The organism is Sulfuricurvum sp., from assembly GCF_019163035.1.
In the GTDB taxonomy this organism is placed as follows: Bacteria; Campylobacterota; Campylobacteria; order Campylobacterales; family Sulfurimonadaceae; genus Sulfuricurvum.
Genome location: NZ_JAFLKV010000036.1, coordinates 46,189 through 67,882, shown reverse-complemented (window position 1 = coordinate 67,882; position 21,694 = coordinate 46,189). Strand labels below are relative to the sequence as shown.

Genomic DNA, 21,694 nt, shown 5'->3' with positions numbered 1-21,694 from the left:
ATTGTAACATAAGCAACCCGTTGGTACAATCACACGTAAAGGTAACGATAATGAAAAAAGCACTTTGTATAATGAGCGGCGGTATGGATTCGACTCTTGTTGCCTACATCATGTGCTCACGAGGCTATGAGATTGTAGCTCTTCATTTTAATTACGGTCAGCGAACCGTGACAAAAGAGCTCTCCTGTTTTCGTACTATTTGTGAGGATTTAGGGGTGAGTGAGAAATACGAGATCGATCTTGATTTTTTCAAAACCATCGGAGCCTCAGCTCTGACCGATCACAGTATCGATGTCCCTATCGGTGGGATCGAAGCGGGTGTCCCTATCACGTACGTTCCGTTTCGCAACGGTATCTTTCTCTCTATCGCAACGGCGATTGCCGAGAAAGAGGGGTGCTCTGTTATCGCAATCGGTGTGGTCGAAGAGGATAGCAGCGGTTATCCTGATTGTCGGGAAGCCTTTATCGAGACATTTAAGAACGCGGCAAATTTGGGAACCAAAGAGACGACAAATATTACGATAGAGATGCCGCTCGTGCATTTACAAAAATCTCAAATCGTTGAAGAGTCACTTAAACTCGCTGCACCGCTTCATCTTACATGGAGCTGTTACCAAAGCGAAGAGATGGCATGCGGTGTATGTGACAGCTGTCGCTTACGTCTGCGTGGGTTTGAGCGTGCGGGAGCGGTTGACCCTATCGATTATGTTTGACGCATCAAATTCACCGATAACGATCCATTATCGCCCCCGAAATCGTAACACCTATATCACTATTACCCACCATGGTGAAGTGTGTGTCCGTACCCCTATCAAAGATGAAAAGCGTATACGCCTGATTTTGCGGGAGCGAGAAAGTTGGATTCGATCTAAACTGATCGCCATTGCATCGAGTCCATTGGACTACCATACCCTCGGTGAAACAATCCGTTTTAGGGGGGAATGTATCTCGGTTACGCAACTACCAAATCTCTCAGAAACACTCAAAAAAGCTAAAAATAGCATTCATATTGAAAAATATTACTCACTTTTTTACAAAAATGAAGCTATTTTGACGTTACCATCACGGGTATCCCATTATGCACGAAAGATGAATTTGCACCCCAAAGAGATACGATTTAAAAAAATGCGACGACGTTGGGGGAGTTGTAACAGTGAGGGAATTGTGACCCTAAATACCATGATGATGCAACTCACGTATGAGCATATCGACTATATCATCGTTCATGAATTAGCACACTTACGCCATATGAATCACTCCAAAGAGTTTCATGCATTGGTACGGACTATTTTAGAGAATGAGAGAAATTTACGAAGAGAGTTAAAACAGATACGGATCGGTTAAAAATCAAGTTCCAGCTGTTTCATAGCGGAGCGTGATGGATTAAGTATCCCTTTATCCACCCCTGCAACGAGGGCAAAATGGAAGATTTTGGATTGGAGTATTGCCAATACCTCTTCACTGTAACGGTAAAAAATGATATTCTCAACCCCGATGGTCAAATTAGAACGCATTGTGTCGGGGAGGAGATAGATGATTTTAGCCCAAGAAGCTTGTGAGTCCAGAAAATCGATCTGCTCATCGATCAGTTCTAACAACGGCTCGAAAATCACGACCCGATCACTGCTTCCGAACTCTTTAGACTCCAGTCGTGAATTCGTAAAGACGGGGATAAAATGTCCCATTTTACTGAAACTGCGTATCTGAAACGGAATCCGTAAAAAGGTGTAGAAAAAGAGGAGATGTTCTAAATAGGGGATAAAAAACGGGGAGAGCATTTGACGCTCGTAAAAAGTATCATTGTGGATAAAAGAGGTCTCAAAAAGGGTTTGCTCAATGATGGTAATCGTCTTCTCTTGAGCACGGATAAGCTGCGAGTGCTCAATAAAGATATCTGCATCGGTAAGGGCAGGGGAGAAGAGGACAATCGATTTTTTCTCCAATGGCCAAAGCTTTTCCCAGATATTGGACATCGATCCCTCAATGTTGGTGAAGTTAGCGGGTGTAGAGATCATGGTAGAGAGATGCAAGGTGATCGGATCACACGCATAGACGAGCAACTCTTTCTCTAAGAGATAAAAACGGAGGAGCTTTTGGAGGGCGCTGTCGATGTTATCTACTTTGACCCATGCCACTTCGCTATCGCTAATCTGTGTCGGTTTATCGAACATTATCCCATACGCACCATTTAGGAGTGCTTCGGGGATATCCTCAGGAGAATAGGCAACAAAAAATGATCCACGCTTTACTTTTGAAGGGTCAAACACAACACACTCAAAAATACTGATCGATGGTTCCCCCAAGAGGGTACCTTTACTCAGCGCGAGGATATTTTCGAGTCTCATCCCACTGAACTTCCGGATTGGCGTGGTTTCTCAGGGCGGACAAGACATAATCCATCCGAATCTTTTGCCGCTAAAATCATCCCCTCAGAGAGCAAGCCCATCAGTTTGGCAGGTTTGAGATTGGCAACTACACACACTTGGGTTCCGATCAGTGATTCGGCACTGTAATACTCACGGATACCCGCTACGATTTGACGCGGATACTCTTCCCCTAGATCCACTTGTAGTTTAAGGAGTTTTGAGCTTTTCGGAACCTCTTCGGCATTTAAAACCGTTCCGATTTTGATCGAAGTTTGGAAAAACTGATCGATGGTGATAAGTCCCTCTTCAGAGACGGTTGTCTCTTTTTTATCTTCCATCTTAGGTTTCGGTTCTGCAATCGGTGCTTCATCTAGCATCGCTTTTGGAGCTTCTTGCATCAACGGTTCATCCACACGCGGGAAAAGAGGAGGGATTTTTTTGATGGTAAAGGACTCAAGCAACTCTTTGTTCACGATTAGTTTTGTATAGCTTTTCGTTGTAATCTCAAATCCGAGTGCATCGGCAATCGTGGATGTCGTGCTTGGCATAATCGAGTGGAGCATCACGGACGCTTTTGCCAACAGGTTGGCAACCAATGCAACCGTAGCAAGAGCCTCATCGTTGCGTCCCTCTTTGATTTTCACCCACGGCGCGTGTTCTTCAATCGCCTTATTGCCGATAGAGAACACTTTCCAAAGCTCTTCGAGGTAGCGGTGGAGCTGTAATTCATTCAAATAGGTATCCAAAGAATCCAAGATCGCGTGAGCATCATTCAGCTCTTTCGTATGATATTTTTCGACATCTACACTGTTAATAACAAAATCAGAGTACTTCTCGCTCATTCCAATAATACGGTTAAGGAGGTTTCCTAAATCGTTGGAGAGATCAGAGTTCATACGGTCAATCAAAGCACGCTGAGAGAAATCACCGTCTTGTCCGAACGGAACTTCGCGCATCATGAAATAACGAAAATTCTCAACGCCGTAGTGTTTGGAAACTTCACGCGGGTCAACCACGTTCCCTTTGGATTTTGACATTTTTTCGCCGTCGCGTGTCCACCAACCGTGAGCACCGATATGTTTCGGTAACGGCAATCCGAGACTCATCAAAAATGCCGGCCAGTAGATCGCGTGGAATCGGAGGATATCTTTACCCACTAGCTGAGTATTTGCAGGCCAGAAGTCCATTTTTGCCTCATCCGTGCCGTATCCGAGAGCGGTAACATAATTCATTAGCGCATCAAGCCAAACATACATAACGTGTTTCGGCTCATTCAGCGATTCAGGCAAATGGACACCCCAACTAAAACTGGTACGGGTGACAGAGAGATCGTTGAGCCCACCCTTTACAAAGCTGATAACTTCATTACGGCGAGATTTTGGGAGGATAAATTCTGGATGAGCTTCATAATAGTCCAAAAGCGGCTTTTCGTATTTGGAGAGTCTGAAAAAGTAGCTCTCTTCTTTGAGGATAGTGGTCGCTCTGCCACAGTCAGGGCAACAGCCCCCATCCATAAGTTGAGACTCAGGGAAAAACGTCTCACAGCTGACACAGTAGTTTCCCTCATAAAAGTCTTTATAGATATCGCCGTTTTCGAACATTTTAGCAAATGCGACCTGAACCCCTTTTTTGTGTTCTGCGTCGGTCGTCCGAATAAATTGATCGTAACTAATATTAAACTCATCCCACAGATTACGAAACGTCGCACTGATCTCATCGGCAAACTGCTGAGTCGGCTTATCGAGCTTTTTTGCCGCTTCCTCGATTTTTTGACCGTGTTCATCGGTTCCGGTGAGGAAATAGGTCTCATTTCCGATTAAGCGTGAATGACGAGCCAAGGTATCAGCGATGAACGTGGTGTACGCATGACCGATATGGGCTTCTCCGTTTACGTAATAAATAGGGGTAGTAATATAGTTTTTCATTTATTTTCCTTGTTAAAAATCAAATCCGCCGGTTTCACCCTTGGACATACTCTCATACACACTTCGGATGTATTTGGTGCGAATCTCGCATCCGATACATTTTTCACACACATAACAGCTCGTTACGTTTTTTTCTTCTTGGCACTCTTGGAGAATTTTTATGGTTTCATCCAATCGTGCTTCGTATTCACTGTTGTCCTGCATAGACACTCAACACCTCATTAACTTCATCCGATGAGCCAAAAAAACATGGGCTGGTGTCATGGACGTGACGCGGCTCTTTTTCCAGAACTCGTGCTGTACCGTCAACCGCTTTACCGCCCGCTCTCTCAAAGATAAAGGCAAAAGGGAATACTTCAAACAACATACGCAGTTTCCCCTCCGGTTTATCGGTGGCACCCGGATAGCTGAACAATCCGCCCCCTTTGAGGAGGATTTGGTGTAAATCGGGAACCATCCCGCCAGAGTAGCGGAGGCGATAACCACGGGTAAAAAAGCTATCAATCATCGCTTTATGGTACGGTGCCCAATACTGTTGTGTACCGCCCGGAGCCATGATTTTTCCCTTTTCGTTCAAATGAAGATGTTTGACAAACTCAAACTCACCGTTTTGAAGCAAATAGAGAGAAACATGTTTTTCATCGGCAAATACAAGTTCAACACGTGGACCGTAAACGACATAACAACTCGCCACCATTTTAGTCGGGGTAAATGCACCCTCATATATCCCAAAGATCGAACCGACACTGAGATTGACATCGACCAAAGAGGAGCCATCAAGCGGGTCAAATGCGATGAAATAATGACCGCTTTCGTTGAGCACCATCGGCTCTTCTTTCTCTTCGCTTGCGATAGTATGAACGCCCGCAATACGGCTAAGTTCCTCTTCGATAATCAAATCGCTTTGGATATCGAGTTGTAGCTGGGTTTCACCGGAACTGTTTTGCTCTTGGGAGTAGCCGATGTCTTTGACGTCTATCGCCTCTTTGATCCGAATAGCGCTTTTTTGGATCGCTTGTAAAATCATATTCATTTCATAACCTTTGCGTGAGCTAAAATCCACTCGATCACTTGATCGGGGTTGTTGAGATCGAGGATGTCAATCCCATCGGGAATTGTGTAGTGAGCGGGATCGATACTCTCATCGATCGCCAATGCGTTCATATACGGGAAATAATCGGCATCGATAGAACCTCTAAAAATACTGATACGCGGCAATGGGAGGTTTTTAAGCCCCTCAACGAGGAGAACATCAAAATCACCGAAAAGGGAGACCAATTCATCGAGTTCTTTATGACGCTGTGAAAAATAGGTGGTGCGGGTAGGGGAGGTGACAATCACTTCAGCCCCCGTATCACTGAATTTGTAGCTATCTTTCCCAGGGACGTCGAATTGAGCCTTATCTTTGGGATCATTTTTGATGATCGCAACCTCTAAAGAGTGCTCATGAATCAATTTACGCGCCACTTTGAGGATCAGCGTTGTCTTTCCGCTGTTGGAGGGTCCGGTGAATGCAATCGCTAAACGTTTTTTCAAAAAAACAAACCTCTGATAAAATAGAGGATATTATAGTCAACAATCATTGAAAGTTCGTTAAGGCGAGTTTACGTATAATAACGATTATTCGGTGACCAAAGGATTACGATGCGATTTTCATGGATAGCAATATCAGCTTTATTAGCCTTTAGCGGTTGTGCGCAAAAAGGGACATTTGATCTTTTCAAGATGGATGAGACCCATGAACGTGCGGTCGAGCAGCTTCGCACCGATGCTATCGTCCTCTCATTAGAGACCAAAGCGATCATCTCTTCGCTGTATCTCAATCATACCGATCCGGCTACTTATCATGAGGGTGAAAATTTTATTGTTGCGGTTTATTTTGAAAAAGATGATAAAAGCTATAAATCACGAGACTTAGAATCAGACGGTTATAAACTAACCCTGAACGGTAAAAAAGCGACCCTCATCGAGCCACTCGGTGAAAAAGATCCGAGACGCTCTCTCATACCGATCCAAAATAATTGGAATCGATTTTACTTTGTCCAGTTTAATTCTGAACTAAACTCTTCTTTAGCGCTTCAGCTCGAAAAGAATCAGACTGGCTCGGTTGTACTAAATTATCAAAAATAGCTTGTATCGATACCTCTTCATCTAAAATCTTTTTATAGATAACGTAGTTGGCAAGAACTTTCTTGCCGTACTCACGATTTTCATCATTTCCGATCAACTCCATACTCAAAAACGGCTCAAACTGCTCCGGTAAAAATCGTTTCCCCTCCATCAGCAGACGTTTTGTTGAACCAAGACCTCCGTTGTATCCATACGCAATCAAAATCGGATTATGGAGATTGTTGATCAAATGCTTCATGTGTGAGACCGAATAAGCGATACTGATTTCTGGTTGTAGCATATCGAAGTAGGTGGTTGGTTTGAGGGGGTGGACTTTACTGATGGTATCGACATTAAAGGGCATGATTTGCATCAACCCCAACGCAAATGATCGTGAAATAAGACCTGGAATAAGGCGGGTCTCCTGACGCATCAGGGCATAAACAAGCGCCTTTTGGTCATTACTAAGATTACTCATATATTGATCGTAGGGCATTGTAAAGTTGTGGATATACGGCTCATACGTCCGCTCTAACACATAACCCTGTACACCAATCGAATCGTTACCGTCACAACGCTCTATCAGGTTTATAAGATTATCGGGGGTCGAAGCTTTGATCTCATCGGAAAATTCCCGCCACTCAAAGGGGTCTATCCCTTTGATACTGTTACTGCGATTGGTAGTCGGTAGCGTTGTAAAATAATTATCCGTCGGTAGTTGAAGAAGTTCTCTGGCGTAGAGAACATACATATTGATATCAAGACTTCGTGAAAGCTCTTCTAAATAGGCTGGATCTTTGGTAATCTGATAAATCCAAAACACTGTTTTATCTCGATCTATCGGGGAGTAAAAACGCCCTTTTGCCTCAACTAAATGTTCCTGTGCTACGTCAAATTTACCGTATTTGATCGCATTCATAGCGAGGAAGAAATGGGTCTGCGGATCAAAATGATGACCTGAAATCGCACACAGTGATTGTTGTATCTGATCCATAGCAGGATCGGTCACGCTGAGGAAAACAATTTGAGAAAAATTGGGGTGCTGGACCAATGCTTCTAATACATCATAAGAGAGCATGTGGTTAAAGTTATCATGACGGTATCCTGCACCTGCTAGACGAAATAAAGTTGTTTCATTCGAGAGATTGTTTGTAGAGGTGTAAAAACTCTCCTGATTCATTGCTCTAAGCCATTCGGTGTTGCCAAAACGATTATTGAGCCGAACGGCAATAGCTTCGCGTTCCTCACTCTTAAGAGCTACTGCTTTTGCGGGAGTGAGTGCCAACATTAGACAATCATCCTGCTCGATCACGGGGAGATTACACGCTTGTTCACGCATACACATAGCGGTGTATTTGATTTCAGGTTCGTCGGTTTTTGCGGCATAGTCAAACAAAAAACGCTCATTAACATTATCGACTTGATAAAAGGCTTCGCGAGCTTCAGACACATTGATATCTTGATGTAAAAACTGCCAGATCAAGAAGTTTTTTTGTCGGGATGCAGGTTTATCGTTAATTTCAGCAAGTGTAACGGCACCTAGTGTTGTGGAAAGGAAGAGAGCTAAAAGTGTTGAGCGCATCATGAAGAGAGAACCACCGCATTAATGACATTTACTAAAATAACATCAAGTACTTGAAGTAAGATAACCAAAATCAGTGGAGCGAGATCGATACCGTTGAAAACCGTCGGCATAACTCGTCTTAGAGTTCGGTATGCAGGCTCAGTGAGACGATAAATGATTTGTACAATGGGGTTATACGGATCAGGTCGTACCCATGAGAGGAGGGCACCGATTATTAAAACCCAAATATAAACCGTGATAAGAGAGTGAACGATCCCACCTAAACCCGAAACTATTCCGCCCATCATTTTGCCACCTCTTTAATAAAATTTTTGATATGTGTATATAGATCATTCATTTCAGGACCATGCTCCGCACCGCTGAGAAGAAGACGAAGTGGTTTTAAGAGATTTTCCTCTTTTAGCCCACTGTGTTCCATCAAATACGCTTTGTATGATTCATAATCGTCAAAATGGGGAGCTTTGCGGGTTAGATCACGTAAAACATCAAACCCCTCCTTATACTCATCAGGAACGATCTTAGGGGCGAAAATGGCTCCGATTTTAGCGCGAAGTTCTTTGAGTGTACTGGCTTCTTCTAAAAAGAGTTTTGCTAAGTTTCCGATCTCTTCATCCGCAAATCCGACATAGCGTGAAAGCTCTTTGGGATCGAGTCCACTGAGGTGTTCTCGGTTGATAAATTTGAGTTTATCGATATCAAAATGCGCTGGATCTTTGGAGAGGGTGTGCAGATCAAACCATTTGATCGCCTCTTTGAGGTCAAAAATTTCAATAGGAGTCTTATTTTCGATCAAGATGAGATAATTGGTGATTGCATCCGGTAAATATCCCTCTTCAAGAAGCCATTTGACGCTTATTGTATCATCACCGATAATGAGCGGCAGATGAGCGTATTCGACTTTTTTGGTATACCCAAGTGCCTCATGGATCGCGATCTGTTTGGGTGTATCGCTGAGATGATCTTCACTGCGAATAATGAGAGAAACATCGGCGAGCATATCGTCCACCGCACACGCAAAGTTATACGTCGGAGATTTATCGGTATTCAACAAGACAAAGCTGTCGATTTCATCCGAAGCAAAGACACTTTCCCCTTTGATTATATCGGTTACGGTAATCGAATGGTCCGGTTTTTTTAGGCGAATGGTAAAGGGTAGGGGATTATCGATCACCTCTTCGGCATAAAGATTTTCACACGCACCGTCATAATGGTAGGCTATTTTACCCTCTTTGGACGCTTCACGTTTGGCTTCGAGCGTTTCGGGAGTACAAAAACAGTTAAATGCTTTTTTATCTTGAAGAAGTTGTAATGCCATAGCGCGGTGAAAGCGGAGGTTATTGCTTTGGAACTGTTGCTCTTGATATTCGATACCAAAGAGTGCCAAAATTGCAAAAATTTCTTCTTCTTTTCCAGGGATATTGCGCTCTTTATCGGTATCTTCGATACGGATCAAAAGTGGTTCTTCTCTTTGGCGTGAACAAATATAGTTAAACAATGCAACACGAAGATTGCCTATGTGCATGTCATCAGTCGGACTTGGGGCAAAACGGAGCATAATATTTCCTAAAACTTTTTTGCAATATTAGCAGAAACTGTGTTCAACCAAACTTTGCCTAGCTTTAAGTAGGGAGATCTTTTTGATAGGATACAATTATAATTAATTTTAAACATCAGGGAAACAGGTGTCCATTCAAAAGATTGCCAAATATGCTAAACATTTTGATTTGCATGTACTATATGAAAATGGGATTGATCTCCCTTTTCGTGACTCAGCAGAGAGTATCTTTCGCAGCACTGATTTTAAATCCATCGATCAATTGGAAAATGAGCCTTCGCTTCATTCGCATCTGTTGATTGTATGCGGATCATACGATTTTTTAAAAAGTTCAATATTACGAAAAGCTCTATCCTCATCACAAAGTCTAGAAATACTTATTTTAACTCCCGATTTTACGAATATAAATGTTTTCAGAATTGCCCTCTCATTTCGTGCATCTCATGTCACTTCTATTCCTCAAAACGAAGATGAATTTGCAAACTCGATGCTAGGAATATTTTCAACGTTAATCAAAAAGCACAATGACCTTATTGCAACGAATTACAATCGAATGATCTCAGAATTCTCAAATAATTTGTTTTGGATTCATAAAAATAGAAAATCACTCTATGCTAATGAGACCCTAAAACGGACCTTCGGAATTAAAAGTTTAGTTGAACTTGATCACTATTTCGAAAACAAAGATATATCTACTCTGCTTAAAACAGTAGGATTTTCACAAAAATTAATTACCAAAACAGATACTAATGACGATAGTAAAGAGTATTTTACGACCAATCAACCGCTCAAAGATGGCGAATACCTTATAAGTATGATCCCATTGTGCAGTCGGATCGAAGAAAATGACAAGCAACTTCATAATAGGATGAGTTTTATTGAACTGCTTAAAGATTCATTCGTCATTCATAAAAGGGAAAATGAACCGATTCCTGTTATCGTGATGTACATCGAAAATGCAGAAAAAATCATTGAGATGCGCGGCGAAGAGACCTATAATGATGTTTGTAAAGAGATTGTAAAGCTGGCACGAATTCACTTTGATCATGATATACATATTGCTCAATGGCATAAAGATATCTATACCATTTTAGCTTCTACTACATCGTTGGATGAACTCAAACAGTGTTTGGAAAAATTTCACCAAAACCTAAGTATAGAGATATCCATTGAAGGTGCTTCCCCTGTTATCGACTCATTTATCATTGATATGCACGGTGTTGAACTCAACAAAGCGATCGGCATTATCGATCACATTAATCAAAAACAGTTACTCTCACGTGATTTAGCCCATTTGGTCCATTTCGAAATCTCTGCCACTGAGCAAGAGGTAGATGAAAAACTACAAGCAGCTCACTATCTCGAAAAAATGATACTGACCAATACCTCGGTAAAACTTCTCAATTTTTACAAAGGGATTCGTATCAGTACAGCGGCTAAACTGGTCAAAATTTCCGATGAATCGGTTTATATCTCCATTGAAAAAATCCAAGGCTACGCCATGAAGTTGGAGAAAAATGTTGTTATTCAAGGTCCCAATATCCCTTTTGATATTTTGGCGAATGTTCAAATCGTAGATGTTGGAAAGAAAATTGCCGTACTGACTAAGTTTGAACCCCTACAGGCTTCAGGAAACAATCGTCAATACATCCGAATACAGAGTGATCATCGAATGCACGTCACCATAGGATCAGGAAGAAGCGTTCTCTCAGGGACAATTTTAGATGTTTCGATCAAATCCATTGCTTGTAAATTGAGTGTTTCCAAAGTCCCACTTCCTTTGCATTCTAAAGTCAACTTACAGTTTAATCTTCCGATGGAGCGTTTCGAGGATGGAATGGCAAATATGAGCGTCTCAGGAAAAGTTCAATACATTCAAGAGGGGGATGAGTTTACCAAAGTGGTGGTTGAACTGGAGCTTGTAGAACCGTTTGAGAGTTACTTAATCGAATACATTTACGCCCGACAGCAGGCGCTTGTAAATGAGATCAAAATGATCGCGAATAAACTTTAAACCTTTTTACTTAGAGCTTCGATGTGTCCACTATCTCCTAACACAACCAAAATATCCCCTTTTTCAAGAATATCGTCTTTTTCGAATGAAGTATACCAAACACCCTGATGTTTATACGCTATCGGCTTGACTTCAAATTCACCTTCAAAAATTGGTGAAAGAATAGAAGTTCCAACCCAGAATGAAGGGACGGTGAGTTTAGCGATCTTCATAGTGATAGAGAGGTCAATCGTCTCATAATGCATATTTTGCACCATTTTCTTTACGATCTTTTTAGCGGATTCCATCTCAGGATAGATCACCTTTGCCGCACCGAGTTTTGAGAGGATCTGACCGTGAACTGTTGTGATCGCCTTAGCAACAACGGTTTCAACCCCAAGCTCTTTGAGTGCCATAACGGTCAGGATACTGGCTTCGATATTCTCCCCGATACTGACTACCGCAACATCAACATTTCCGATTCCCGCCTCACGCAGAGCACGCATATCGGTTGAATCGAGAATAACGGCATCTTGGACATACTCATTGATCTCTCGTACATGATCTTCATCCAAATCCGCTGCGATAACACTAACCCCTTGTTGTGCCAACCCTTTGGCAACATGAAATCCAAATTTACCTAAACCTATAACAGCGTATGTTTCCATCTATATAATAACCTTTCCTTCTGCATATTTTATACGGCTCTCAACCGCTTTACCAACGATTATAAGTGTAAACGCGAATACCCCAACCCGTCCCATAACCATCAGAACAATGATATTGAGTTTACTGGGATCACTAAAGAGAGCACTGTAACTAAGCACTCCGCCATCCCCCGTTGATAAACCTACCGTACCAAAAGCCGAAGTCGTTTCAAACAATATTCTTAAAAACGGTAAATGTTCCACTTCACTCAAAATAATGGTTGAGATCACAACATAAATAGAAGCGACAAAAATAACAGCATACGCTTTATTAATCTGATATGCTGAAATGGATCGGCGAAAGATATGGGCATGTGTATCACCGCGAAGCGTGTACCAAACACCGATCAGTGCTAATGCAACTGCGGTTGTTTTGATACCACCCGCTGTCCCTCCAGGGCTACCCCCGGTCATCATAAAAAAGGTAGCGAAAAAGAGATTAGAATCAGTCAATGTCGAAAAATCGATGCTATTAAATCCAGCAGTACGGTAGTTCACCGATGCGAACCATGCTGCTGAAATTTTCTCAAACGTAGTAAAAGAACCAAATGATTTAGGGTTATTCCATTCCATAGAGAGGAGCAGTGCCATACCAAGTACTATTAATATTCCACTCATCCATAAAACGATCTTGGTATGGGTAGATATACGAAGCAACCGATCTCGACGAAAATTATAAATTTCAAGAAGTACTACATAGCCTAAACCACCGATAATAATGAGCCACGGTATGGTAAAGTTGATAACGAAATCTCCACGATACCGCATCATATTGTCACTAAAAAGTGAAAAACCGGCATTATTAAAAGCAGAAATCGAATGAAATAGACCAAACCATATCGCTTCGCCTAAGGGCATATCAACCCAAAATCGGAGAGATAGAATGATCATCCCAACCGCTTCGATAATAACGATTGACGCAAATACAATTTTCAAAAATCGAACTAACCCATCCATCCCTGGATGATTTAACGACTCTTTTAAAATAAGACGGTCTCGGTGATTGATCTTTTGTTTACGCATGACTGCCAAAAATGTTACCGCAGTCATATACCCAATTCCACCGATTTGAATCAGGGTAATAATAATGATATGACCGAATGAGGTAAAATCGACCGGAGTATCTTTAACGATCAGTCCGGTTACACATACAGCGGAGGTAGCGGTAAAAAGTGCATCGATAAAACGTAATTCACCGTTATGAGCAAACGGAAGTGAAAGAAGTGCTGCTCCCGCTACAATAAGCAAGATGAAGCTATACAATATTAATTTAATCTCTTGAGTATGTATGTCTGATCCTTATAATCCAAAAAATCTTTGTTAGTATAACATTCATGACATATCAAAACCTTAAAATAGCAATAACGTTTTCTGTTATAATGGCGAATATGAATGGTGTAATGATAGAAAATAGAGAGAAATGTTATCGATGCTATCGCCCGGTTAGCTCATGTATGTGTGCGCATGTCAGCACTATAAACACAAAGACAAAATTTATTATTTTGATGCACCCAAAAGAGTTTAAAAAGACTAAAAATGGCACAGGAAGATTAACGCACCTCTCACTTCCCAACTCGGAACTCTACATCGATATCGATTTCACTGAACACAACGCTGTCAATGCCCTGATCGATGATCCGAAAAACCTTTGTTATGTCCTCTATCCCGGAAAAAATGCACTTAATCTGAATACCGAAAAAATTGACCATAGTGGCAAACAAGTTGTAATTTTTATTATTGACTCAACATGGCCATGCTCGGTAAAAATGCTTCGACTTAGCCGTAATCTTCAAGCCTTGCCCAAGATGAGTTTTACCCACTCTAAAACATCTCAATTTATGATCAAAGAGCAGCCAAAAGAGTTCTGTCTCTCTACCATCGAATCAACATTAACGATATTGGAATTGCTCCATGCACAGGAGATAGAGGAGATAGAAGAGGGGGCATTTGAACATTTTTTAGATCCGTTCACATCTATGATAGAGTATCAGATAGGATGTGCGGAAGAGTCGAAAAACAATATCCGATTTAAACCCAGACGCGATTAGTAAACACCAGACGCTTTTTCTTTATACGAATCAAACACTTCATCTTGTGCAGGCGCGAGCTGAAAATAACCATCTAATTCACGGTGTTTCGACTGTAACAACGTCTCAAAATCATTTTGGGTGATCGGAACATTATCTTGGAATTTATCAAGAATGAGGGTATTGTTTCCTAAAAGGACCAAATAACTCATAGTTCCATAATCGAGCATCGCCACCGTATGAGCGTTATCGAGCGATTTTTGAAAGCGTATATGTACACCGCCGCCATCTCCTGAAATCGGAAGCTGATTCGATATCGTCGCTTTAGTATCCGATGTGTTTGATTTGTCAAATAACCAGGGTGTTTTTGGCTCATTTTTCATTGCTATAGTGCGTTTAGTAATATTTTGTTTTAGCCAGAATAAAATAGCGATACCGATCACTAAAATAGCGATGACGACATAATAACTTTGTTCAAATTCATTACTTTGTTTCGTTGGAAGGGCATTTAATGCTGCATTATTGGTAGCTGCCGGCTCCGTAGTAAGCGTATTGAGTGGTGTGGCAGGGTGTGAAAAACGTAAACGCAATCCATACGAATCCGATGTCTTAGAGGCTTGCATAACAACATCAGTGGTTGCATCCGCAATGATCTCAATATGGTCTTCTTTTGGAGAGAGGGTGAGTTTGGTTAAATATTTAGAATTAACATCTTTAACTTTTGTCTCTTCGATAAATGCCTCTTCGAGTTTGACGGTAAACGTATTACCGATATGATTTTGACGAAGTACACCCTCGTATGGGGTATCAAATGTCAACATAACATCAACGCGATCGTTACGATCATAAATATTGTAACTTAAAACTTTTGCACCCCATAAAAATGCGGGAAGTAAAAGTAAGGGGAGTAAATATCTCATAGTCTCTCTTTTGAAAGGTAATAAAGTACGGCACTCGAATCAAGTACCTCATTGATACGGATAGCTAAGTTTTTTTCATAAACCATAACTTCTCCTTTGCCGATAATACGGCGATTTACATAAGACTCAACACTTTCACCTGCAGGTTTTCCCAAATCAATGACAGAACCTTTTTCGAGTTTTAGAATCTCTTCGAGAGAAAGGGTAGTTTGACCCAAATCGGCAACAAACTCAACTTCCATATCAAGCAATCCGTCATAATCCATCCATGAAAGCTCTTTACTTGGATCAAAAACATGATCTTTAAGAAGGGATTGTTCTGTGGGAGCTACTGTTTCATCCATCTCTTAGAGCCTTTGTAATCCTATTGTCATTTCGCCGCCGTTTACACTAATACATTTAATTTCATCCATATGAAGGGTTGTACTCTCTTCTTCCGGTAGAATAAAGGGAGTTGCAATCGTAATAGTTGTTTCATACAACTCACCGGCAAGTACTTTTGCACTTCCAACGATCATGTTGGTAGTTTCCAAAAGCATATCGACCAGAGTTTGCTCATCACTATCCTCTTCACCCAAAAATATCTCTGTAATCATTTGAATCAATCTATCATCACATCCGATATAGGCTCGATGTAAACCGTCGTTTGTTGTTTCAATATCAATATAAGCAAGAAGTGTTCTCTTTTTATCTGAACCATCTATAAAATCAAAAGGGAGACGTATTTGATGAAGACAAAAGTTGGTTGCTGCTTCAATTATAATGGGTAACATTACACCCTCACTCTGTATATTTTTATGCATGATAATTAATTATAGCGTAAAATCAATTGAACTTTAGAGGTATTCGTTGAAGCACTAAGGGAGTATAATCGCGCGGAAGAAAAGATTTCAAAGAAAAAACATGACAATAGAATTAGCAATTTTAGGGATCACTGTTGGAGCACTCTCCGGTTTTTTCGGAATCGGTGGCGGTACAGTGAGTGTTCCAATACTACTATATATGGGATTTGGGATCAAAGAAGCAATCGGTATTTCGCTCATGCAAATGGTAGCGGGATCACTAATCGCGGGATGGATCCATCATAAAAATCGTATGTATGCTATAAGTGACATTAAATATTTCGGTTATGGCGGTATTCTGGGTGCAGTTGTCGGCGGATTATTAGTGAAACTACTCCATTCGACTATTTTAGAATGGCTTTTTCTCTCTATCGTTGCCTTTACACTTGCGAGGTTAGCATTCTCTAGTCCTGTCCCCTCGCGGGAGGAAGTAGTTAATCGACCGCTTTACACCCTTATCGGAAGCGGTGTCGGGCTATTTTCCGGTATGCTCGGAGTTGGTGGATCGATTCTAATGACTCCGATACTGGTTAGTTTTATGGGTTTTCCCCTTAAAAAAGCGTCGGCAGTAGGGCATTTTTTTGTTATTTTTTCGTCGATTTCGGCACTTGCTACCCTTTTGTGGCTGGGACTTGTCAACATTGAAGCAGGGATGATCATGGCACTTTCGTCGTTGATCGGCATAATGCTGGGTATTTGGTTGCTTCATCGGGTTAAAGCGACCCATTACAAACAGGTATTGGTACTTTTTTATATCATTATTTTTGCCATCACGGCATACAAACTTATCGCGGGGTAACACATGGACAAAATAAAAATTATCGGGGCACGGGAACATAACCTCAAAAATATTTCACTCGAAATTCCTAAAAACAAACTCATTGTTTGCACAGGAATCAGCGGAAGCGGGAAGTCGACATTGGCGTTTGATACCCTCTATGCAGAAGGGCAACGCCGTTACATCGAATCACTTTCATCTTATGCACGCCAGTTCTTGGATCGTGTCGGAAAACCTGATGTGGATAAAATCGAAGGGCTTACCCCAGCCATCGCAATCGATCAAAAAACCACTTCTAAAAATCCTCGCTCAACGGTCGGTACGATTACCGAAATCTATGACTATCTCCGTCTCCTGTATGCCCGTATCGGAATTCAGCATTGTCATCTGTGCGGTAAGCAAATCTCCAAGATGTCCGCTCAGGATATTATCGATCAAGTGCTCAAACTACCTGATGGAGCGAAGATTGTCATTTTAGCCCCTCTCGTGCGAGAAAAAAAAGGCTCATTCGCCGATATCCTCGAATCCCTCCGACATAGAGGATATGTTAGAGCGATGGTGGATGGAGTTATGATTCGTCTCGATGAAGAGATCGAACTCTCTAAAACCAAAAAACATACGATAAAAGTGGTGATTGACCGCCTCATCATCAAAGATGATAACCATGACCGCGTGGCCCAAGACGTCGAAAAAGCCCTAAAAGAATCCTACGGAGAGGTGGAAATCGAAATTCAAAATCACGACGAAGTGGGAATGCATGAAAAATTGATCCACTACAGCGAACACAGTGCTTGTTTTGACTGTAAGGTGAGCTTTGATCCGCTCGAGCCCCTCTCGTTTTCATTTAACTCTCCTAAGGGTGCATGCAGCGAATGTGATGGTTTGGGGATTCGTTATGCTCTTGATTACGACAAAATCATTGACTCTGAACTCCCGATAGAAAAAGGGGCGATTAAAATCGTTTACGGCTTTAACAAAGGATACTATTTCACATTCTTAAAAGCATTTTGTAACGCATCGGGAATCAGTATAACAGACCCTTTTTATGCTCTCGAAGAGCATCAAAAAAAAGCGATCCTTCATGGCAGTGTTGATGAGGTGGAGTTCAAATGGCAAGATCATCCTATCAAACGTACGTGGCCTGGGATTGTCCGCATCGCTTATGACATTTTTAAAGATGAAAAAGATCTCGCCGATTACATGTCAGAAAAGCCCTGTAATATCTGTACTTCCCATCGTCTCAAACGTGAATCACTTGCCGTTCGAGTCGCAAACAAAGGGATAGGTGATGTGATCTCTATGCCGCTCAAAGATTCGTACGCTTGGTTCGCCGATCCTCAAACCTTTGAGGGTTTAAGTGAGCAGAGTGCGATGATCGCAGCGTCGATTCTCAATGAAATTCGTGAACGCCTTTTCTTCCTTTTCGATGTCGGATTGGGATACCTCTCCCTCAGCCGTGATGCTCGAACCATCAGTGGTGGTGAAGCTCAGCGTATCCGTATCGCTTCTCAGATCGGAAGCGGTTTGACGGGAGTTATGTATGTTCTCGATGAGCCAAGTATCGGACTGCATGAGCGCGATACCCTAAAACTGATCCGAACGTTGCGATCATTGCAGGAAAAAGGGAATACCGTTATCGTCGTTGAACACGACAAAGAGACGATTGAGAATGCTGACTATATCGTCGATATTGGTCCAGGAGCAGGGAAATACGGCGGAAATGTCGTATTTGCCGGAACCCTCGAAGAGATGAAAAAATCCAATACACTCACGGCTCAATACCTCTCAGGTCGGAAAAAAATCGAGTATTTTTATCGCCGTGAACAAAAAGTGTGGATGTCAATCAACAATGTTACATTAAATAATATTAATAATTTAAGTGTCAAAATACCACTCAATAATTTCGTCTGTGTGACGGGGGTAAGCGGAAGTGGAAAAAGCTCACTTATCTTGCAGACATTACTCCCAGTAACGAGAGAAATCCTCAACCATGCCCGTAAAATTAACCGCGTAGCTGGGGTCGAAGTAGAGGGACTAGAGAAACTCGACAAAGTGATTTATCTCGATCAAAGTCCTATCGGGCGGACACCACGTTCTAATCCTGCCACTTATACGGGAGTTATGGATGAAATCCGTAATCTCTTCGCTAAAACCAAAGAGGCACAGATTCGAGGGTATACTTCATCACGATTTAGCTTCAACGTCAAAGGTGGTCGATGTGATAAGTGTCAGGGAGAAGGGGAGATCAAGATTGAGATGCACTTCCTTCCCGATATTATGGTGAAATGTGATTCATGTCACGGAAGCCGCTATAACCTCCAAACACTTCAAGTGGAGTATAAAGGGAAAACCATCTCCGATGTCCTCAATATGTCAGTTGGTGAAGCATTGGAATTTTTTGCCCCGATTCCAAAGATCAAAGCTATTTTACAAACCCTTAGCGATGTAGGGCTTGATTATATCACCTTGGGACAAAATGCTGTTACTCTCTCAGGGGGTGAAGCTCAGCGTATTAAGCTCGCAAAAGAGCTGAGCCGACGTGATACGGGAAATACACTTTATATACTTGATGAGCCGACGACCGGATTGCATTTCGATGACGTTAACCGCCTCACCAAAGTGCTTCACAATTTTGTAGAATTGGGTAACTCAGTCCTCGTAATCGAGCATAATCTCGATATGATCAAAAATGCCGACTATATTATCGATATGGGTCCCGAAGGTGGAAGCGGAGGTGGATTTTTAGTCGCTGAGGGTGATCCCGAATGCATTGCACGCGACTGGGAAAAAACAGGAAGTTTTACCGGAAAATATTTGGCTCTTGAGCTAAATAGGCTATAATAACCATAATAGCATTTTTTAGAGGATAATATTAATGAAAAGTTCGATTATAAACAGTATTAAATCTTTGCCTCCGCTCCCTAAAACCGTTATTGATATGCAGCGTGTATGCAACAATCCTGACTCCTCTATACAAGATTTGGTTAAAACTGTTGAGCATGACCCTATGATTGTTGCTAACTTGCTAAAAGCGGCAAATTCTCCTCTTTATAGTTTTAAACGTGAAATTTTAAATGTATCCCAAGCAGTTTCTTTGTTCGGAATGAGCATGACACGATCCATTGGACTTGGCAATTCGGTTCGTAAACTTTTGAACGTTGATATGGAACCTTACGGTATTAGTTCGGATCGTTTTGCGGAGATCTCTTCGATGCAAGCGGCATTAATGCACGCTTGGTACTCAAAAATTGATCGTTCAAAAGCCGATAAACTCTTTTTGGCCTCATTTTTACAAGAGACCGGGAAAATCATTATCGCCAGCGATGTGATCCAAGAAGAACTAGCGACCAATTTTAAAGCGGACATCGACAGTGCTATCGATATCGCTTCCGTAGAGCGCTCTTATATTCATGAAACAACTGCTGCCGTTACTGCTGCGATCTTTACCCACTGGAATTTTGATAAAGAGTTCGTTGACATGATCCAATTCTCTGATACACCGGATCTTGCACCGGAAGAGGTTAAAGAATTTGCTACGGCATTGCATATTATCAAAACCATTGTCCCGATAAATAATCCGTTCGGTGAACACGGAATCTCCTTCGGACTCAAAAAAGCAGAAGAAGCGGGCTATGATGTTTCAAAACTTCAAGGGGCTATTGATTCAATCCTTGAAAAAATAAACGCCTTATAAAGGCGATTGATGGCACAACCTACCGTTACTATTATTGATACATTTGGATTTTTTTTCCGCAGTTTTTACGCTCTTCCCCCGCTCAAAAATAAACAGGGTTTCCCGACTGGTCTTTTGACTGGATTTATTAACTTTATCGCGTCATTGCACAAAGAACACAGTAGCGATTATCTCATTTTTGCCCTCGATGCCAAAGGACCGAGCTTTCGCGCTGAAATCGATCCTGCGTATAAAGCAAACCGTTCACCCGCACCCGAAGAGTTGGTGATGCAGCTACCCATCGCTATCGAATGGATCGATAAAATGGGATACAAATCGCTCTCTATGAGTGGATTTGAAGCTGATGATATGATCGCATCCGTTGTGCGACAAGCACGACAACATGGCTTTTTAGTGCGTGTCGTATCGCACGATAAAGATCTCTATCAGCTCATTGATGATGATCGAGTTGTTTTGGTCGATGCCATAAGCAAAAAAGTGATGAACGAGAGCCATTGCGAAGAAAAATACGGAGTTCACCCTCGACAGTTTATCGATTATCAATCCCTCATTGGCGACACCGCCGATAACGTCCCAGGGGTCAAAGGGATCGGAAAAGTAACGGCACAAAAACTTTTAACTCAGTTTGTCACACTCGATGCTATGTATGAGAGACTCGAAGAGGTTACGCCCCCTCGGATCAAAGGACTACTTGAAACCTATCGAGATGACGCATTCCGTTCCCGTGAGCTGGTACGTCTCAAAGATGACGTATTTGACAGCCTCGATTTCAGTGAATTTGCGATGCACTTCGATAATCCATTTCTCCCTATTTATGAAGATTTAGTTCATTATGAGATGAATGCAGTACTTCGAACATTAAAAGCCAAAGCTCTGTTTGAAGAGTCACAGCCCTCAACCGTGACCACAAAAGTTGAAAAGGCAGCAGTTGTGCAATGTGAAAATATTGATGGATGCAGTGTGCTGATTGATAATGATGAAACATTGCACACTATTATTCAAGCTATCCCTCACGATACGATTATCGCATTCGATACTGAGACAACAGGACTCGACCCGACCAAAAATCATCTGGTCGGTTTTAGTTTTAGCACGGATACTAAAACTGGCTATTACGTCCCGATGATGCACAGTTATCTGGGAGTAGGGGATCAAGTAAGCCTTGAGGCGGCGAAGAGAGCGATCCTAAATCT

The 21,694-nt window shown here is 41.8% G+C and carries 22 protein-coding genes; 9 read left to right on the top strand and 13 right to left on the bottom strand.

Features of this window, described 5'->3' with window-relative positions; translation table 11 throughout:
* Window positions 1-50 precede the first annotated feature (50 nt).
* A complete protein-coding gene (queC, locus tag JZU62_RS03445; RefSeq protein WP_295011921.1) occupies window positions 51-713 on the top strand; it encodes a 7-cyano-7-deazaguanine synthase QueC in 663 nt (220 codons plus the stop codon).
* Window positions 691-1,344, top strand: a complete 654-nt coding sequence (locus tag JZU62_RS03440; RefSeq protein WP_295011919.1) for a SprT family zinc-dependent metalloprotease — start codon at window positions 691-693, stop codon at window positions 1,342-1,344. Before queC ends, JZU62_RS03440 begins: the two co-directional genes overlap by 23 nt.
* Here the strand turns inward: JZU62_RS03440 and JZU62_RS03435 are convergent.
* From JZU62_RS03435 to mobB, 5 genes are read right to left on the bottom strand one after another with little or no spacing between them, the layout of a single operon-like run.
* Window positions 1,341-2,345: a hypothetical protein gene (locus JZU62_RS03435; RefSeq protein WP_295011917.1), complete on the bottom strand. Its 1,005-nt coding sequence runs from the start codon at window positions 2,343-2,345 to the stop codon at window positions 1,341-1,343. The genes JZU62_RS03440 and JZU62_RS03435 overlap by 4 nt on opposite strands.
* Window positions 2,342-4,291, bottom strand: a complete 1,950-nt coding sequence (gene metG, locus JZU62_RS03430) for a methionine--tRNA ligase (RefSeq protein WP_295011915.1) — start codon at window positions 4,289-4,291, stop codon at window positions 2,342-2,344. The genes JZU62_RS03435 and metG overlap by 4 nt, the downstream gene beginning before the upstream one ends.
* A gap of 12 nt (window positions 4,292-4,303) precedes the next feature.
* A complete protein-coding gene (locus JZU62_RS03425) occupies window positions 4,304-4,495 on the bottom strand; it encodes a hypothetical protein (RefSeq protein ID WP_295011913.1) in 192 nt (63 codons plus the stop codon).
* Window positions 4,479-5,324 carry a class 1 fructose-bisphosphatase gene (locus JZU62_RS03420; RefSeq protein WP_295011911.1) on the bottom strand — a complete coding sequence of 282 codons (846 nt, stop codon included), beginning with the start codon at window positions 5,322-5,324 and terminating at the stop codon, window positions 4,479-4,481. Before JZU62_RS03420 ends, JZU62_RS03425 begins: the two co-directional genes overlap by 17 nt.
* Entirely contained in the window at window positions 5,321-5,827 is a 507-nt protein-coding gene (mobB, locus tag JZU62_RS03415; protein WP_295011909.1) for a molybdopterin-guanine dinucleotide biosynthesis protein B, read from the bottom strand. Before mobB ends, JZU62_RS03420 begins: the two co-directional genes overlap by 4 nt.
* A 108-nt stretch (window positions 5,828-5,935) precedes the next feature.
* Here mobB and JZU62_RS03410 point away from each other — a divergent pair, with 108 nt between their 5' ends.
* On the top strand, window positions 5,936-6,421 hold the full coding sequence (locus JZU62_RS03410; protein ID WP_295011907.1) for a hypothetical protein: 486 nt from the start codon (window positions 5,936-5,938) through the stop codon (window positions 6,419-6,421).
* On the opposite strand, the gene JZU62_RS03405 is transcribed toward JZU62_RS03410, so the two are convergent.
* From JZU62_RS03405 to gltX, 3 genes are read right to left on the bottom strand one after another with little or no spacing between them, the layout of a single operon-like run.
* Complete coding sequence (locus JZU62_RS03405; protein WP_295011905.1) at window positions 6,339-7,985, bottom strand: transglycosylase SLT domain-containing protein; 1,647 nt, start codon at window positions 7,983-7,985, stop codon at window positions 6,339-6,341. The two genes, JZU62_RS03410 and JZU62_RS03405, sit on opposite strands and share 83 nt — an antisense overlap.
* Window positions 7,982-8,272, bottom strand: a complete 291-nt coding sequence (locus JZU62_RS03400) for a YggT family protein (RefSeq protein ID WP_295011903.1) — start codon at window positions 8,270-8,272, stop codon at window positions 7,982-7,984. The genes JZU62_RS03405 and JZU62_RS03400 overlap by 4 nt, the downstream gene beginning before the upstream one ends.
* On the bottom strand, window positions 8,269-9,540 hold the full coding sequence (gene gltX / locus JZU62_RS03395; protein ID WP_295011901.1) for a glutamate--tRNA ligase: 1,272 nt from the start codon (window positions 9,538-9,540) through the stop codon (window positions 8,269-8,271). Before gltX ends, JZU62_RS03400 begins: the two co-directional genes overlap by 4 nt.
* Window positions 9,541-9,667: 127 nt before the next feature.
* On the opposite strand from gltX, the gene JZU62_RS03390 reads away from it, so the two are divergent.
* The gene (locus JZU62_RS03390; RefSeq protein WP_295011899.1) at window positions 9,668-11,554 is read left to right on the top strand and encodes a PilZ domain-containing protein; all 1,887 of its coding nucleotides are present in this window, start codon (window positions 9,668-9,670) and stop codon (window positions 11,552-11,554) included.
* Here JZU62_RS03390 and JZU62_RS03385 read toward each other — a convergent pair.
* Window positions 11,551-12,201, bottom strand: coding sequence for a TrkA family potassium uptake protein (locus JZU62_RS03385; RefSeq protein ID WP_295011897.1), 651 nt, complete (start codon window positions 12,199-12,201; stop codon window positions 11,551-11,553). The genes JZU62_RS03390 and JZU62_RS03385 overlap by 4 nt on opposite strands.
* Entirely contained in the window at window positions 12,202-13,503 is a 1,302-nt protein-coding gene (locus JZU62_RS03380) for a TrkH family potassium uptake protein (protein ID WP_295011895.1), read from the bottom strand.
* A gap of 71 nt (window positions 13,504-13,574) precedes the next feature.
* Between JZU62_RS03380 and JZU62_RS03375 the strand changes: the two genes are divergently transcribed.
* Window positions 13,575-14,288 (top strand): tRNA-uridine aminocarboxypropyltransferase, encoded by a 714-nt coding sequence (locus JZU62_RS03375; protein WP_365956324.1) that lies wholly within the window; start codon window positions 13,575-13,577, stop codon window positions 14,286-14,288.
* Here JZU62_RS03375 and JZU62_RS03370 read toward each other — a convergent pair.
* The 3 genes from JZU62_RS03370 to JZU62_RS03360 are packed head-to-tail and all read right to left on the bottom strand — an operon-like array spanning window position 14,285 to window position 15,960.
* Window positions 14,285-15,187, bottom strand: coding sequence for a hypothetical protein (locus JZU62_RS03370; RefSeq protein ID WP_295011891.1), 903 nt, complete (start codon window positions 15,185-15,187; stop codon window positions 14,285-14,287). The genes JZU62_RS03375 and JZU62_RS03370 overlap by 4 nt on opposite strands.
* On the bottom strand, window positions 15,184-15,531 hold the full coding sequence (gene fliN, locus JZU62_RS03365; RefSeq protein ID WP_295011889.1) for a flagellar motor switch protein FliN: 348 nt from the start codon (window positions 15,529-15,531) through the stop codon (window positions 15,184-15,186). The genes JZU62_RS03370 and fliN overlap by 4 nt, the downstream gene beginning before the upstream one ends.
* 3 nt (window positions 15,532-15,534) lie before the next feature.
* The gene (locus JZU62_RS03360) at window positions 15,535-15,960 is read right to left on the bottom strand and encodes a chemotaxis protein CheX (RefSeq protein ID WP_295011887.1); all 426 of its coding nucleotides are present in this window, start codon (window positions 15,958-15,960) and stop codon (window positions 15,535-15,537) included.
* 130 nt (window positions 15,961-16,090) lie between these two features.
* On the opposite strand from JZU62_RS03360, the gene JZU62_RS03355 reads away from it, so the two are divergent.
* The 4 genes from JZU62_RS03355 to JZU62_RS03340 form a co-directional block, all read left to right on the top strand.
* A complete protein-coding gene (locus JZU62_RS03355; protein WP_295011885.1) occupies window positions 16,091-16,828 on the top strand; it encodes a sulfite exporter TauE/SafE family protein in 738 nt (245 codons plus the stop codon).
* A gap of 3 nt (window positions 16,829-16,831) precedes the next feature.
* On the top strand, window positions 16,832-19,648 hold the full coding sequence (uvrA, locus tag JZU62_RS03350) for an excinuclease ABC subunit UvrA (RefSeq protein WP_295011883.1): 2,817 nt from the start codon (window positions 16,832-16,834) through the stop codon (window positions 19,646-19,648).
* A gap of 34 nt (window positions 19,649-19,682) precedes the next feature.
* On the top strand, window positions 19,683-20,501 hold the full coding sequence (locus JZU62_RS03345) for an HDOD domain-containing protein (RefSeq protein ID WP_295011881.1): 819 nt from the start codon (window positions 19,683-19,685) through the stop codon (window positions 20,499-20,501).
* 9 nt (window positions 20,502-20,510) lie between these two features.
* A partial coding sequence (locus tag JZU62_RS03340; protein ID WP_295011880.1) for a 5'-3' exonuclease H3TH domain-containing protein occupies window positions 20,511-21,694 on the top strand: 1,184 nt, incomplete at its 3' end.